Below are 14,762 nucleotides of genomic sequence, written 5' to 3' on the forward strand. Positions count from 1 at the left end.
AGAGAGGCACGTCCAGCACGATCAGAAAGTGAAACGCACTGGGTACTCGGATTCGACGGATCGTGCCGCACCTGTGGAGAGATTTCACAGGCGGTCGCCGCCGCCTGCGCCGGCAGGCTGGAGGTGCTCCCGCTCGAGAACCCGCGGATGAAGGAGTGGCGGGCGGCGGCCTTCGGCTCCGACGTCCCTTTCGCACCGACCCTCATCCGTGCCGACGAGGACGGGCGGGTGCGCGCATGGACGTCGCACCGCATGGCCCTTCCTCTCACCCGTCGTCTCGGGGTGCGCGCCACCTTCCGGATCCTGAGCGCCCTCGGCCGGCTGCGCGAGCAGATCCATCAGCCGCTGGTCAGCTCTGCCGACGACACGAAGCGGTTCAGCCGTAAGCAGTTCCTCCGCCTCGGCACCGGAGCCACCATCGCCGGGGGTCTGCTGTTCACCGGAACGGCGCCGGCCTTCGCCGAGGAACGCCGTTCCGCCGCCGCGGCGTGGGTGACGGCCAACCGGGACCGGCTGCCGCAGACGTACCAGGAAATCATCGCCTACTCGCCCGACTACCGCAGGGCCATCCACGCCGCGCTGCCGACCTCCACCCGCGCGCGCCTGTGGCGCGAGCACGTCGCGACCTACCGGGCCGCCCACCCGCCCACCACCCCGGAGCAGAAGCGGGCTCTTGCCGACCTGGAGCGGTACATCTCCGATGACGCGGTGTTCGGCAGCGACAAGTCGGACGCACGGATCCGGGCGGACCAGGAGATGAGCCGGCAGATGATCGCGGCGTTCGGCGCCGACGAGGCCTACCGCATCATGGCGTCTCTCGGCCCGGCCGACCAACCGGTCTCCGCGAGGGCCGAGTACTGCAGCTGTGCCGACGCATCGGACTTCTGCCGTGTCGGAACGCACTGCCAGTACCGCGTTTCCTGCGAACGGATCCCGAGCGGCTGCGGAGCCTGGTGGGACTACACCTGCGACGGTCACTGCTTCGCGAACGGGTAGGGCCATCGGCTCCCTCTCCCGCGAAACCCTCGGCTCGGCGTCGACGGCAGTACACCGGTGTCGACGCCGAGCCAGTGGAACGCGCGGCTGCCACCGCTCACTCGGGACGGCTGCCGCGCTCTCGTCCACCGGTCCTGCCCCTGACGGGACCGGGGTCGAGGTGGCAGGACGTGACGGAGGCGTGGGCCGGGGCAGGGCCTCCCCCACGGGCGTGTATGAAGGTAGGCGGCCGTCCAGAAAGACCATGGCGGTCACCCGGTCCGTCACCTCGCGGATCGGGTTCCACAGAGTGCTGCGGCAGATGCCGGAAGGTCAACGAGGATACTCAGGCCCCAGACGCGACGGCGGTGCAGGAACGTCGCGAGATCCGGTTGCCGTCGGTGACCTTCTGCCGGAGCACGCCACCGCGGATTCCGGGGCAGTGGTCGCCGCCACGCTGGCAGTGACGGCGCTGGTCGTGGAGCACTGTGCGACACTTGGCATCTGCGGCGCCAGCAACACCAGTTCAGCATGTGCGCGCGAAGCGACCGGCCAGTTCGGTGGTTGTCGGCGAGATGCCCAGAAGACACCGGGCCGTTGCCATGGTGAATGGAGCTCCGCGCCGCATCTCCTTCCGCGGCTCGTCGTCCCTGCTGGCGGCAACCCCGACGCCCTGGCGTGAACAACCATGCGGGCGCCAGAGTTGCTCGTACAGGCAGCAAGTACCCGGGGTTCCTCGACCGTCGTCCCCGTGTCCGGGGTAACTCGTCAATACCAGTTGACGAGTTGGCGACGGGTTGTCCAGCACCGTTCCTGGGGGCCGCCCCACTCTGCGATGCCTGTAGGCACCTTGCCACCTTCCGGGCCGCGACCAAGGCTTGGCGTGCGTGGTCGCTCCGTTCTGCTTGGTACTCACACCGACACTGCCCCGCTGGCGTCGCCGTCCAGCGAACACGCACGAGCCCGGGCGACCGGTCCGTCCCCACGCGGGGCGTGGCCGTCTCGGCGCGTGCCGACATCCGCTCGCGTAGTTGCTCCGGCCGCGCCGCGAGCAGGTACTCGGCCATGCCTCCCCGGCCGTGTCGGCCGCCTTCGGCTCGGCGGCGACGCCCTCCGGGTCGGTCAGGTCGGTCGACCCGGTGGTCGCAATCAGCCCGGCCGACCGCCGAAGCCCACAGCCCTCTCACACGGCAGGTCTTGGCGCACCGTCTCGGTGGCGGTCGCAGCGGCACGCTCGCGTCGGCCTGTGTCTGGGCAGCAGCACGGGCGGCATCCCGGCGGGCCGGCCCCGCGCACGCCTGCTCTCGCCACCGGATGCAGTTCTGCGCCTCGATGACGGCGTGCTCGCGCAGCCTCTCTTCCGGAACCCCCTAATGCCGTGACCGGATAGGTTCACCGAGGTCTCTTGATCTGCGGGTGTGTGAGGAGCCACTGCTCCCCGGCTCCGACTGGTCGCAGGGCCGAACGACCTCGTTTGCGTGGTTGTATTCAAACTTGCTGCCCGCTCCGTCGGGCGGGCAGGGTCTGAATCATGCTTGAACTACGCACTGTGGAAGCAGACGACTGGCCCCTTTGGCGGGAGTTGCGACTGGCCGCGCTTGCTGAGGCGCCCTACGCGTTCGGATCGACGCTGGCCCAGTGGCAGGGCTCCGGCGACCGAGAGGAGCGCTGGCGTGCCCGTCTGTCGATTCCCGGCGCGCACGATCTCATCGCGCTCCTCGACGGCCTCCCAGTGGGCATGGCCAGCGGAGTGCCGGGCGAGGGAGCGGAGAACGTGGAGTTGATCTCGATGTGGGTCAATCCCACGGCTCGAGGCAAGGGCGTGGGTGACTACCTGATCCAGGCGGTCGAGCGGTGGGCGGCGGAGCGCGGCGCCACGACGCTGCGGTTGTCCGTCATGCCGGACAACCGCAAGGCGACCGCGCTCTATGAGCGGCACGGTTTCACGGACACGGGTGAGCCCGGCGATCTTCTGCCTGATGGTGTGGGCAGGGAACGCGTCATGGCCAAGAACCTGGCCGCTGTCTGATCTCCACTTCCGGGCACGGCGGAATCCCCCACGTGCTCAAGCTGCGGCGGCGAGGGGCGTCCGCCCGAGTGAATGCCCTTCTCGCTGCGGACGCGAGCGCGTTCCCGGCGTTGTGCGGCGAGTATGTCGGGGTGGCGGGCATTGGGTAGGCGTACAGCGCCCGGGTCTGCACCGTGTGATTCGGATGGTGGAGTTGGCCAGGGTGAATTGTCACCGCGGGCCGAAGTGGGCCTCGATCGGGTTGACCCAGGAAGCGTAGGTCGGGCCGAGCGGCTCGGATCGGCTTCAGCGCGGCCAGCGTGTTGGCGGTGCCCTTGCGGCAATGGTTGACGCCCCGCAGCCGGTCGTTGCCGACGGAGTAGCAGCCGTGGAAGTAGGTCACGGCGTGCGTGCGGCGGTGGTCGCCGGCAGACGGTCGGGCTTGCCCTGCCTCGCTCGGCAGGAACCTGTGGTCGGCCCCACGTCGAAGGTAGTACATCCCGACACACGATCTGCTGCAGCTTCTGCCCCTCCTGATCGGTCAGTCGGCGCACCGTCACAGGCTCAGCCACCACGCCTCCAGCGATCGGAACGGACGTCACGCCCATCGAACCGTTTCCAACCGCCAACCTGACGATCCTTCCCGGTCAGAGCACTGGGCGCGGGGGACAGTGAGACCCAACACGCGAGGCCAGTCACCCCTGCGCCAGGTCAACGAAACGGGCTTGGTGCCCTGGAAGGCGACGGTGATGGTGTGGGTGAGGCCGTCGCGGTGTTACGCCACGATCAGGTCGGCCTCGCCCTCACGGAGCGACTCCGCAGGCCCAGTTGTCCGTACTCAGGGTGGAAGACGACGGCCCGGACGTGCTCGGGCCGCCCTTTCCATCCGGCCCGTGGCCCGTAGCCCGTAGCCGGTCACCTCGTCGACCGCCAGCCTGTGCCTGTGCTCCGGCAGGACAGTGAAATCGCGCTGGTTCAGCTGGGCTTGAGCGGACCGGTTCGCGCGGCGAACCGCAACGGTCAGGCGAACTGACAAAGACGTCATTAACGCTTCTAAGCTCGAAGAAGTCAAGCGCTCAGAGCCGCCGGCTTCCTTTGCCCCTGCCCCGCAACCGAGCCGGCCGGTCCGGCACGAGCCGGGCCTCCTCGGCCGCCCCATGAACTCCGTACGGGAGAATCCATGATCCATACCCGTGAGCTCACCCGCAGCTTTCGCGTGAAAGGAGAGACCGTCGAAGCCGTGCGCGGGCTCGACCTCGATATCGAAGCCGGTTCCGTGGTCGCCTTCCTCGGCCCCAACGGCGCCGGGAAGACCACCAGTCTGAGGATGCTGACCACTCTGCTGCCGCCGACCTCGGGCACCGCCGTCGTCGCCGGCCACGACGTGCTGACCGACCCTTGCGGCGTCCGCCACCGCATCGGCTACCTCGGCCAGGGCAACAGTGCCGGCAGCAACTTCCGGGTCGTCGACGAACTGACCACCCAGGGCCGCGCTTACGGTCTCACCCGTACGAAGTCCCGAGCCCGGGCGGAGCGCCTGATGGCCGCGCTCGAATTGGAGGGCCTGGCCAAGCGGTCGGTGGGCACCCTCTCCGGTGGCCAACGCCGCCGCCTGGACATCGCCATGGCTCTGGTCCACGAGCCCGAACTGCTCTTCCTCGACGAGCCCACCACCGGGCTCGACCCGCACAGCCGTGCCAGGATCTGGGAGCACGTGCTGCGGCTGAACAAGGAGTTCGACACCACGCTCGTCTTCACCACCCACTACCTGGAGGAGGCGGACCTCTGGGCCCGGCGAGTGATGGTGATCGACCACGGCCGGGTGATCGCCGACGACTCACCCGAGAAACTGAAGGCCGATCTGGCCGGCGACCGCATCACCCTGGGGGTCTCCGACCATGCCGACGCGCAGCGGGCCGCCAGCCTCGCCCGCGCCTTACCCGCCGTCCACGAGGTCACCGTCGACGGCTCGAAGCTGCGGGTACGTACCCCACGTGGAGACGCCCGGCTCCCGGTCCTGCTGCGGAACCTGGAGAGCGTCGGAGTGCGGGTGCTCACCGCCCGGCTCACCCGGCCCACCCTCGACGACGTCTTCCTCGGCCTGACCGGCCGCACCCTGCGGGAGAGCGCCGACGCCACCGCCCCGACCATCACGCACGACGGAGCTTGACCATGAAGGTGCTCAACGACACCCGCACCGCCTTCGCCCGCGAGCTGGGGCCCGAACTGCGCCGGCCAGTCGGCCTCCTGTTCACGATGCTGCTGCCCCTCCTCTTCCTCGCCCTCTTCGCGCCCCTGCTCCCAGACACGCGTTCCCCGGGCGGGGAGACAGGCACCCCATGGCAGTGGTTCGTGCCGGGTGTGCTCGTCCTGCTGGCCCTGTCCGCCACCTCGGGGGCGGGGGCCTACCTGCTCAACGAAATGACCTCGGGCTCCTTCGAGCACATGCTCGTGACCCCGCTGAACCGGGCCGCGATGCTCGTCGGGCGGGTACTCAAGGAGGTAGTGATCCTGCTGACCCAGGCCATGCTGGTACTCGCCCTGCTCCTGCCGACCGACTTCCCGATCCATCCCCTCGGCGCCTTGGCAGGCCTGGCACTGCTGACCATCTTCGGGATCGGGACCGGCGCCCTCTCCTTCGCCCTCGCGCTCCACTGCCGCAAGCAACAGACCTTGTTCTACGGTGTGCAGCAGGCGATCTTCTTTCCGCTGCTGCTGCTCTCCGGCGTCCTGCTGCCCATCACCGAGACGTCAGCCCCCACCTGGCTCTACGCGCTGAGCCGGATCAACCCCGCCGCCTACGTGGTCGACGCCGAACGCGCCCTGTTCGCCAACAAGTTCGGCGAGACGGGTGTGCTGTACGGGACCTTCGCGGCGACGACCATCGCGGTACTGGGAGTAATCGCGGGCATCCGCGGCATGCGCAACGCCTCGGCGTGATCGCCAGCCTGACACACCGTCCGCCCGCAGCCGTCCGAGTCCGTACGCGAAGGAGTACCGCCCCATGACAGTCGAGGCCGTCCTGAGCGCCCCACGTCCCCGACCCCGCACCGTGGACGTCTGGTTCGACCCCGCCTGCCCCTACACCTGGCTGACCGCCCGCTGGCTGCGGGAGGCGGCACAGGTCCGTCCACTGGCACTGCGCTGGCACCTGATGAGCCTGGCCCTCCTCAACGAGGGCCGGGACGACGACCCCGAAGAGGACCCGGAGGGGTACCTGATGGTGCCGGTGCGGATCGGCACCGCCGTCCGGCACCACTATGGACAGGAGGCCCTGGCCGGCTTCCACGCCTCACTGTGGGCCGATCTCCACCCCCTGGGGAGCAGGGCGCAGGCAGCCGGAAGTGGATCAACGATCCGGCCATGGCACTCGCCCACGCGGGCTTGCCGGGAGAGCTGGCGGCGGCCGGGATCTCCGCCGCCTACGACGGAGAGCTGCGGGCCTCGCACGCGCAGGCCGTGACGCTGCTCGGCCCACGACCGGGGACGCCGGTGATCGCCGTCAGGGAGCCGGCAGAGCCGGACCGACCCTCCGTGGCCTTCTTCGGGCCGGTCATCTCCCGCGTACCGGAGGGGGAATCGGCGGGGCGGCTGTGGGACGGGACACTGCTGGTGGCCGGTACTCCCGCGTTCCACACCCTCAAGGGGAGAGCCGCCGACCCGGATCCGGACATGACCGCAGCGGACGTCGATCCGGCTGGGCATGGCGTATGCACACCCCGGGGCCGGTAGTTACCGAGGCCGCCGCAGACGTTGAGGGCCTGGGTGGTGACAGGGGCGGCCGTGTCAGTGATCAGACAGCCGACCCGGCCCGCCGCCCTCTCAGGGGGGGTGCGCCGGCCAGGGCGGTCTTCGCCTGGAGCCGGTTCGAGCACGGCCTCGGTGGAGATGTCCCACGTCGCCGCGCAGCCGGCACGAAACCGTACCGCCATCGGCGTCTCGGCATACTCCGGGCAGACGGCGTTGACCGTGCCGCCTGGCCCACGAGGGACTACCAGAGGTTGTTGTCCCTCCCCGGTGTGGTGCAACACCCGCCGAGACCGATCCCGGCCCAACAGCTACAAGGTGCCGACGTATGTCATACGGTCAGGGCCCGATAACCACTGTCTCCGAGGGGGCGACATCGCCTTGAGCATGCACATCCCGTATCTCTTAGCCGTGGCGAGCACCGTCGCGACGCGCCGGGTGGACGAGCAGCTCGTCGCTTACGACCTGACGGTACGCCAGTACGGACTGCTCGCCCAGCTCTCCCTCGAACCCGAGTTGACCATGGCGGAGCTGGCCCGCCAACTGGGCATCGCACGGCAGTCGGTGCACCAGCTGGTCAACGAACTCGTCGAGGCCGGCCACGTACGCCGCCGCCCGGGCGCCGACGACCGCTCACGCCGGCTGGAGATCACCGACACGGCGCACTACCTGCTGGCCCGGGTCCACGAGCCGCTGGAGCGAGTGGAGTCGGAACTTCTCGACGATCTCGCCCCGGACGAAGCCGAGACCCTGCGCCGCCTCCTCCAGCGTGTCCTCGCGCATGCCACCGACGACGAGGCGTGGCTCCGCGCCTGCTGACGATCACCTCGTCCTGGCACGCACCAGAGCGCCGACCACTCGGCGTGGCTGCGAACACAACAAGCCACTGCGGCGAAACACGAACCTGCGCCGATACCTCACCACCGACGAGGCCGACACAGGATCGCTGTTGCCCTCGCGCCCGCGGGGGTGGTTCGTCCTCGCCGACGACGGCTTCCTGACCATCCTGCTCAGCCACGCCGGACAGGCTCTCGGCTTCGCCACCACCAGCGATGGCCTACAAACCCCGACGACCGAATCACCGCCCGCACCGACCTCAACCGCGCGGAGGACCACCTCACCGCCCTCCGCGCCGCACTCCCCCACAGCACCTTGCCCAGGCCTGTCACCGGCTCCAGAACGACCCCTCGGCTGCGGCTGCGGCTGCCGCCGTGAGCGACATGCCCTGGTGGCCGCAGGGCCGCCCGCCTGCACCCCGGCACCGGCCCACACCGCCGAAATGCTCCTGGGCACCGCCGGTCTCCCCGCGCGACCTGCCGGCTCCCGGCTGTATCCCTGCTCGCCGCCCGCCCGCGTGATCAACTCTGTTCGTTTCATTGACATTTCACTCAGACGTCCTACCGTTGGGAGCGCTCCCATAACAGCCTTGCAACTGGAAGGAGTTCCCCCCACATGCGCAACCAGAGTCCGTTAACCGGGCGTTCCCGGTCGCCCCTCCGCCGGCCTCTCCAGGCGCTCGCCATGCTGTTCGCCGTGGTTGTCGGCGCACTGACCTGGTCGGCCCCCGCCCAGGCCCACGGCACCATCGTCGACCCCGCCTCCCGCGCGTACCAGTGCTGGAAGACGTGGGGCAGCAACCACACGAACCCGGCCATGCAGACCCAGGACCCCATGTGCTGGCAGGCCTTCCAGGCCAACCCCGACACCATGTGGAACTGGATGAGCGCGCTCCGCGACGGCCTCGGTGGCCAGTTCCAGGCGCGGACCCCTGACGGGACGCTCTGCAGCAACAACCTCTCGAGGAACTCCAGCCTGGACAAGCCCGGGGCGTGGAAGACCACCAACGTCAGCAACAACTTCTCGGTCCACCTGTACGACCAGGCGTCCCACGGTGCCGACTACTTCAAGGTCTACGTGAGCAAGCAGGGCTTCAACCCCAAGACCCAGACCCTGGGTTGGGGCAACCTCGACTTCATCACACAGACCGGCCGCTACGCCCCGGCACAGGACATCACGTTCCCCGTCCAGACCTCCGGCTACACCGGACACCACATCCTGTTCGTGATCTGGCAGGCCTCGCACCTCGACCAGGCCTACATGTGGTGCAGCGACGTCAACTTCGGCTGAGCCGGAGAGCGCCGCGCACGCTATCGACGTCTGCCGGGCGACCGCTAACCCGCCGCCCAGCCGACCGAGCCCCGTCGGGGCAGGGAACCCACTTGGTCACCCTGCCCCGACGGGGCTTCTCGCGCTCCTTGGCATCGTGCCGTGAATGATCTATCGCGGCCCGGACGGATTCGCGGCGGTGCAAGGTGATGAGACCGGTGCCCGGTAGCCGCCGCCCGCGATGACCGTGGTCTTGCCGACGGTGACGTTCGCACCTGACAACTCCCGTGCCCCGCAGAGAGGTTGCGGTTGTCCGCAGCGGCCGGCCCACATTGCGGCACGAAGGAGCTGACCCGGCTCGTAAGGTCCGACCCTGGAGAACTCGGCCCGCTGAATGGGGCTGGTCCGCACCCGCAGCGGTTGCGACCACCGCCCCCGCCCCCCGCCCCCCGGCACGAAAGGGATCCCCTCCAAGTCCAGCTCCTCGCAGCCGTCCACAACTGTGGCAACGCCCCGCCACGCCAATCCAATGCCGGGCACCGCCCCCGCTCAGCCGGGACCCACCGGCATATCCGACATGGTGGGGGTCTCCCTCCAGTGGTCCGCACAGCGGGGTGACTCGGCAAAGAGCCTTCGAAGTGGATGGGATGGGGAAGGCGGATGGTCGGCGACAGCTCGGCTGGTCGCATGGCCGGTACGATCGGCGCTCTCATGGGGAGTGCGATGCGATCATCAAGGCGGGGCGGCGAAGGGCAGAAGTACGCGCTCACCTCGGACGAGGACGACGTCGACTTCTGGGGCTTCGCTCACGAGGCCGACGGGTTGTTCACGCCGCTGCCGGATGAAGACGGAGCCCGCCGAGTGCGCCTGGCGGGCTGTCTCCCGCAGGGTGGCCTACTGAAGAGCGTCGACCACGTTGGCCGTCGTCGCGCCATGGCGGGTAATGCCTGGCTGGAACTCCTCGACGGTGACGGTGCCACCATGGGGTCCTACTTCGTCAACGAGGTCACCGTCATCGACGTCGAACCCTCCGCCCGCGGAGCCGGCCTCGTCGACCTCACGGTGACGCTGTGGTGCGAGAACGCCTTGGCCGGATCGGAGCGAGTGTGGGATCTGATCCGCACGCGTCAGCTGAACCACACCGGCATGTGGCACGAACTCGACCCCAAGGACAGGCACGCGTGGCTGTCCGTAGCGCTGTGGTCCCGGGAGTACCAACGCCAGGGAAGACCCGACGCCCCTGCAGGCCAGGTGTTCACCTTGGACGGTCGACGCATCATTGACAGGGACAGCTTCTACTGCGCGATCGGTGAAGCCGTCAACGGGCCCGGCGGATACTTCGGCTGGAACCCTGACGCCCTGGACGACTGTCTGAGCGGCGGCTGGGGCGCCCGTACCCCATTCACCTTGCACTGGGATTTCTCGGTCGAAGCCAGGGCACGGTTGGCAGAACGTGTGCCCACCGGCGATGACGAAGTGTCGGTGTTCGACCTGCTCCTGGATATCTTCGAGCAGCGGAGCGTAAGCGTCGTCCTTCGGTGACAACTGTTCTCTCCCCAGCATCGTCCTCGGCAGGACGTCGAAGTGCTCCGTGAACCCGTCCCATTCTTCGGTGCTGGCTGGACGGTACTCGTCGCTGAGGCGGATCTTGCGGCGGTTGTCGAAGTGGGTGACGTAGTGGCGGATGACGTCTTCGTTGAAGACCGCGACGTATCCACGGGTGGTTTGGATGTTGAGGTGGCCAAGTAGGGCGGCGCCGATGTGGATGCGCAGTCGGCCACTGACCAGTTCGGTGGCGAAGTTCCTCCGGAAGTCGTGCGGGGTGAAGCGCAGGTCCCGGAAGCCGGGGTGTTCTTCGCCGAGCGCCTCGCAGCGGCACCGGATCATATTGAGGACGGTGTTGGTGCCGATCGCCGCCCTGGATGCGGGTGAGAGCTGCGGGAAAGAGCGATGTCTCAGCAGTTGCTGTTCATGAGGTTCGGGCAGGGCCGGGGCGTGGTGTGGTGGGCGGGTCGGTGAGTCGCAGGAGGAACTCGGCGGCCGCGTAGCGGGCCTTGCCCGAAGCGGTGCGCGGGTCGTACCCGAGTTCACGCGTCAGTGCGTCGTGCCGCGCCTGAAGGGTGGAGTGATGCATACCGAGCCGTACAGCCGCCGACCGCAAGCTGTCCGCTTCGATGAGCGTGCGGAGTACGAGGGTTGAGCGAGGGTCCAGGCGAGCGAGCCCCCTGACATCCTCATGCGGCTCCCGCGGATCATGCGCCCGAGCCAGCAGCAACAGCGCTCCCAGGTCGGTCGCATCCACCACCGGGTCCGACGCGTCGGTGAGCCGCAGCGCGATCATGGCGCCGTCCCACGAGTCGGGCGCGTGGTCGGCCCGTACCCACTGGCCGAGCCCCGCGGGCTGCGACGGCGGCTCCTGCTCGGTACGGCACAAGGTCGCCCGCACGATCCCGTACCTGGTGGGCACGACGGCGGACGCCGCGGTGGTGGCGGGCGTGTCGGGCCGCGTCGCGACGATCCGGACCCGTGATGCCGGCTCCAGGCGCAGCTTCGCCAGCGCTGTGGTCCGCTCGGCGACGGTGCGGGCCGGGTCGATCACGATTTCGAGGGCGTTTACGGGGCTGTGTCGTGCTTCGATGAGGTCGAGCGACAAGGCCAGGCGTTCGACGATCATCTCGTCGTTGGCGCGGGGGGTGCCGACACGTTCCAGCCACACGGATCCGGCCGAGCACGTCCGCTGCGGCGATCGGGCGAGCGGCTCGGTCTGGAGTGTTCGGCCGTCGGGGGTGCGACGGCTGGTCCGCCCGCGCCGGTCCGCCCCCGCGACGACTCCGGACAGCGCGGCCGCGCCGCGCAGCAGGGCGTCGAGCCCGGCGCCGGCGGTGACCAGTGTGTCGAAGTACGAGACGACCTTGAGGCTCTCGCTGGCCTCGGGATCGAGGGCGGTGAGCCGTCCGAGGAGCTCCTGCATCTGCTCTCCCTCGCTCAGGCAGCCAGTCTACCGTCCCCTTCTGGCCCGCCTACCGCCCGCTCCGCCCCGCCGGATCTAGTGGTCCTTGCCAGGCGGGCTGTACCGGCCGCCAGCCCACCCCCGGCAGCCGCACCCTCACCCTCACCCTCACCCGCACTGCCCATTGCCACTAGCACCAAGACCGGCACCAGCACCAGCGATCAAGATGCGCGCAGTGCGGGCTTGGTGCCTGCACGGTTCCGGGCGGCCGCAGGGATCGGCCGCCCGGAGCCGGAGCTGCCGGTGTCAGCCGCCCAGGAGGCGGTTGACCCACGCGCGGCGGGTGTTGAGCATCGCCTGTCCCAGGGCGCTGTCGGGTGCGACGAGGTCGAAGCCGTGGAAGCCGCCGGGCCAGACGTGGAGTTCGGCCTGGACACCGGCCGCCCACAGGGCACTGGCGTAGGCCACGTCCTCGTCCCGGAACACTTCCGCCGACCCGCAGTCGATGAAAGCCGGCGGGAGCCCGGTGAGGTCGGTCGCCCGGGCCGGAGCGGCGTAGACGGAGACGTCGTCGGTACCGCGCCGCTCGCCCAGCAGCGCCGTCCACCCCACCCGGTTGCTCTGACGGTCCCACACACCCACGCCGTCGAACTGCCCGCTCGAGACGGTCCGGTCACGATCATCGAGCATCGGATAGACGAGGACCTGGCCGATCAGCCGTGGCCCCTTGCGGTCGCGGGCCAGCAAGGCGGTACCGGCCGCCAGACCGCCCCCGGCGCTGGCACCCGCGATCATGATGCGGGCCGGGTCGACACCGAGCTCGGCCGCGTGATCGGCCATCCACAGCAGACCCGCATAGCAATCCTCGACCGGGTAAGGGTCGGGGAACTCCGGCGCAAGGCGATACTCGACGGTCACCAGCACGGCGTCGTTGTCCACGGCCCAGGGGATGGCGTGCTGGATTCCGGCGAAGCGGTCGCCGGTCACCATGCCGCCGCCGTGGGTGTGGTAGATCCCCGGGCCGCGGCGCTGGTGGCCCTTGGGGGTGATGACACTGACGAGGATGTCATCGCCCTGGTGACCGGCGATCGTCACGTCGCGGACCGTCACGCCCATCGCGTCGAAGTCCTCGCTCGTCAGCTGGTACGGCGGGTTGGCGCGGACCACCGGGATCATGTCCGCGGTGAACGTGAGTGGTGCCACTTCGGCCATCTGGCCGAGCGTTTTCTCCAGCTCCGGGTCGAACGGCGGGCGGGGCAGGGACGACGTCGTCATGGGTTACTCCTTTGCTTGGGTCGGGCGGCTGGCGTACTCCCGGTGAAGAGAGTCCGCAGGTGAGGGGCGGGTGAGGGGCGGGCCACGAGGAGCCATCGCAGCGCCCGTGCCCGTGCCCGTGCCCGTGCCGCGAGGAGCGAGCGCCCCGCCCGTGCCCGGGCCGCGATCAGGGCCGTGGCGATCTCCTCCGGCCGGTGCGGGCGCGGCAGGGGCGCACAGGGCCGTACCGGGGCGGCCGTCGGCGGCTTCGTCCTGGCCGGCGGCGATGGGGGTTCTCGTGAGTCGTGTTCCGACGGGCGCGAGCACTTCTCGGGCGGGAGGCGTCCGCACCGGGCGGTACGACGGCCCAGGCGGCTGTTCCGGCGTGCCTCCTCGGATCACGTCGGCAGGATCGCCGCTGCACCGGCCCGGACAACCGCCCGGACGGCCGCGCGGACGGCCTCGGGTTCCGGGGCGAACGGCGGGCGGCCGCGCGCGGCCCGCGGCGGCCTCCTGCCGCGGCGCGCTCAGGCCGACACCGGGTTCGTGCCGCCGGCCAGCATCCGAGCGGTCGGATCCGGGCCGTGGCGTCCGTCGAACGCCTCGTAGGCGTCCTCGATCTCGGCGTGCGTACGGCGGACCAGGGCCCCCCACTCACGGTGGGTGACGATGACGAACCGGCCGTCTCGGACGGCTTCGACGACCTGTTCGCCGACTCGGTCGGGATCGGCGCCCGCGGCGAGTACCGCGTGGTTGGCTTCGGCCATCTCACGGTTCAGCCGCCGTCCGAGCAGCTTGGCCTCGGCCTCGCCGGCGGTGAGGTTGATGCGGGTGGCGACGGTCCCCGGGATGAGCAGGGAGACGCCGACGTCGCTGTCCCGCAGTTCCTCGCGCAACACCATCGTGAAGCCGACGCCGGCGAACTTCGACGCGGTGTACGCCCCCACGTTGGCCATCGGCACCAGCCCGGAGACCGAGGCCGTGTTGAGGATGTGCGCTCGCGTGCCGCTGCTCCTGAACCGGGGCAGGAATGTCGACGCGCCGATGAACTGGCCGTCGACGTTCACTCCGAGCACCCACCGCCAGACCTTGAGCGGCGTCTCCTCGATCGGGCCGCCGCCGTTGACGCCGGCGACGTTGCACAGGAGTGAGACGGGCCCGAGTGCTTCCTCCGCCCGGTCGGCCGCGGTCGACCAGCTCTTCTCGTCGCTCACGTCGAGCCGTACGGCCGTCACGGTGCCGCCCGCGGCCGTCAGCTCCTCCGCGGCCTCGGCGAGCCGATCTTCGTCGACATCGGCCAGCGCTACCTTCGCGCCCGCGGCGACGAGCGCCCGGGCGATGCCGAGGCCGATCCCGGACGCCGCGCCCGTGACAAATGGCGCTTCACCAGCCGGCCAGTCCATGGTGTGCTCCTTCACCCTGTCCATCGCTCACATTCCCCCTGTCCACCGCTCACATCCCTCCGGTGAGCCGTGTCCATGGTGGGCGGGGGACGCCGGAGCCGGGCACCGCCGTTCGCCGCGGATGTCGGCCGATCAGCCCGCCGTTCGAGCACACCGTCGTGGTGCGAGGTGCCCCGCACCGCCCGGCCGGGGACCCGAGGCCCTTGCCCTTGCCGGGCAGACACCGTGCTCCCGACCGCGCGAACGGCGGGCAGGATCTCCCGAACCAGCCACGTCCGGCGGTCGGCCCGAGACATCGGCGCGCGCGACGATGACAGCC

At 69.7% G+C, this 14,762-nt stretch carries 12 protein-coding genes and 2 pseudogenes; 9 read left to right on the top strand and 5 right to left on the bottom strand.

What is annotated here, in order from left to right; all coding sequences use genetic code 11:
* The first annotated feature begins 252 nt into the window (after nucleotides 1-252).
* Nucleotides 253-996, top strand: a complete 744-nt coding sequence (locus tag ACSURM_RS00955) for a bacteriocin fulvocin C-related protein (protein WP_436952471.1) — start codon at nucleotides 253-255, stop codon at nucleotides 994-996.
* Nucleotides 997-2,506: 1,510 nt separating this feature from the next.
* Entirely contained in the window at nucleotides 2,507-3,004 is a 498-nt protein-coding gene (locus tag ACSURM_RS00960) for an N-acetyltransferase family protein (protein WP_436952473.1), read from the top strand.
* Between the two features lie 53 nt (nucleotides 3,005-3,057).
* Here the strand turns inward: ACSURM_RS00960 and ACSURM_RS00965 are convergent.
* A pseudogene (locus ACSURM_RS00965) lies at nucleotides 3,058-3,466 on the bottom strand (IS630 family transposase); the annotation flags it as partial.
* 697 nt (nucleotides 3,467-4,163) lie between these two features.
* On the opposite strand from ACSURM_RS00965, the gene ACSURM_RS00970 reads away from it, so the two are divergent.
* The 7 genes from ACSURM_RS00970 to ACSURM_RS01000 all read left to right on the top strand — a co-directional run bounded on the left by ACSURM_RS00970 (nucleotide 4,164) and on the right by ACSURM_RS01000 (nucleotide 10,378).
* A complete protein-coding gene (locus ACSURM_RS00970; RefSeq protein WP_436952475.1) occupies nucleotides 4,164-5,153 on the top strand; it encodes an ATP-binding cassette domain-containing protein in 990 nt (329 codons plus the stop codon).
* A 2-nt stretch (nucleotides 5,154-5,155) separates the two neighbouring features.
* Nucleotides 5,156-5,923: an ABC transporter permease gene (locus tag ACSURM_RS00975; protein WP_436952477.1), complete on the top strand. Its 768-nt coding sequence runs from the start codon at nucleotides 5,156-5,158 to the stop codon at nucleotides 5,921-5,923.
* Between the two features lie 64 nt (nucleotides 5,924-5,987).
* Nucleotides 5,988-6,446 carry a DsbA family protein gene (locus tag ACSURM_RS00980; RefSeq protein WP_436952479.1) on the top strand — a complete coding sequence of 153 codons (459 nt, stop codon included), beginning with the start codon at nucleotides 5,988-5,990 and terminating at the stop codon, nucleotides 6,444-6,446.
* Nucleotides 6,347-6,715, top strand: a complete 369-nt coding sequence (locus ACSURM_RS00985; protein ID WP_436952481.1) for a mycothiol-dependent nitroreductase Rv2466c family protein — start codon at nucleotides 6,347-6,349, stop codon at nucleotides 6,713-6,715. The genes ACSURM_RS00980 and ACSURM_RS00985 overlap by 100 nt, the downstream gene beginning before the upstream one ends.
* 426 nt (nucleotides 6,716-7,141) lie before the next feature.
* Complete coding sequence (locus ACSURM_RS00990) at nucleotides 7,142-7,549, top strand: MarR family winged helix-turn-helix transcriptional regulator (protein ID WP_436952483.1); 408 nt, start codon at nucleotides 7,142-7,144, stop codon at nucleotides 7,547-7,549.
* Nucleotides 7,550-8,251: 702 nt separating this feature from the next.
* Nucleotides 8,252-8,857, top strand: coding sequence for a lytic polysaccharide monooxygenase auxiliary activity family 9 protein (locus ACSURM_RS00995; protein WP_436960867.1), 606 nt, complete (start codon nucleotides 8,252-8,254; stop codon nucleotides 8,855-8,857).
* Nucleotides 8,858-9,523: 666 nt separating this feature from the next.
* Complete coding sequence (locus ACSURM_RS01000) at nucleotides 9,524-10,378, top strand: barstar family protein (protein ID WP_436952485.1); 855 nt, start codon at nucleotides 9,524-9,526, stop codon at nucleotides 10,376-10,378.
* A 216-nt stretch (nucleotides 10,379-10,594) separates the two neighbouring features.
* Here the strand turns inward: ACSURM_RS01000 and ACSURM_RS01005 are convergent.
* From ACSURM_RS01005 to ACSURM_RS01020, 4 genes and pseudogenes are all read right to left on the bottom strand, one after another.
* Nucleotides 10,595-10,723 (bottom strand): annotated as a pseudogene (locus ACSURM_RS01005) (hypothetical protein); the annotation flags it as partial.
* Between the two features lie 82 nt (nucleotides 10,724-10,805).
* The gene (locus ACSURM_RS01010; RefSeq protein WP_436952487.1) at nucleotides 10,806-11,807 is read right to left on the bottom strand and encodes a PucR family transcriptional regulator; all 1,002 of its coding nucleotides are present in this window, start codon (nucleotides 11,805-11,807) and stop codon (nucleotides 10,806-10,808) included.
* Between the two features lie 285 nt (nucleotides 11,808-12,092).
* A complete protein-coding gene (locus ACSURM_RS01015) occupies nucleotides 12,093-13,061 on the bottom strand; it encodes an alpha/beta hydrolase (RefSeq protein ID WP_436952489.1) in 969 nt (322 codons plus the stop codon).
* Nucleotides 13,062-13,567: 506 nt separating this feature from the next.
* Entirely contained in the window at nucleotides 13,568-14,443 is an 876-nt protein-coding gene (locus ACSURM_RS01020; RefSeq protein ID WP_436952491.1) for an SDR family NAD(P)-dependent oxidoreductase, read from the bottom strand.
* Nucleotides 14,444-14,762 lie beyond the last annotated feature (319 nt).

Source organism: Streptomyces sp. SudanB182_2057 (genome assembly GCF_964272715.1).
Taxonomy (GTDB): Bacteria; Actinomycetota; Actinomycetes; order Streptomycetales; family Streptomycetaceae; genus Streptomyces; species Streptomyces rubradiris.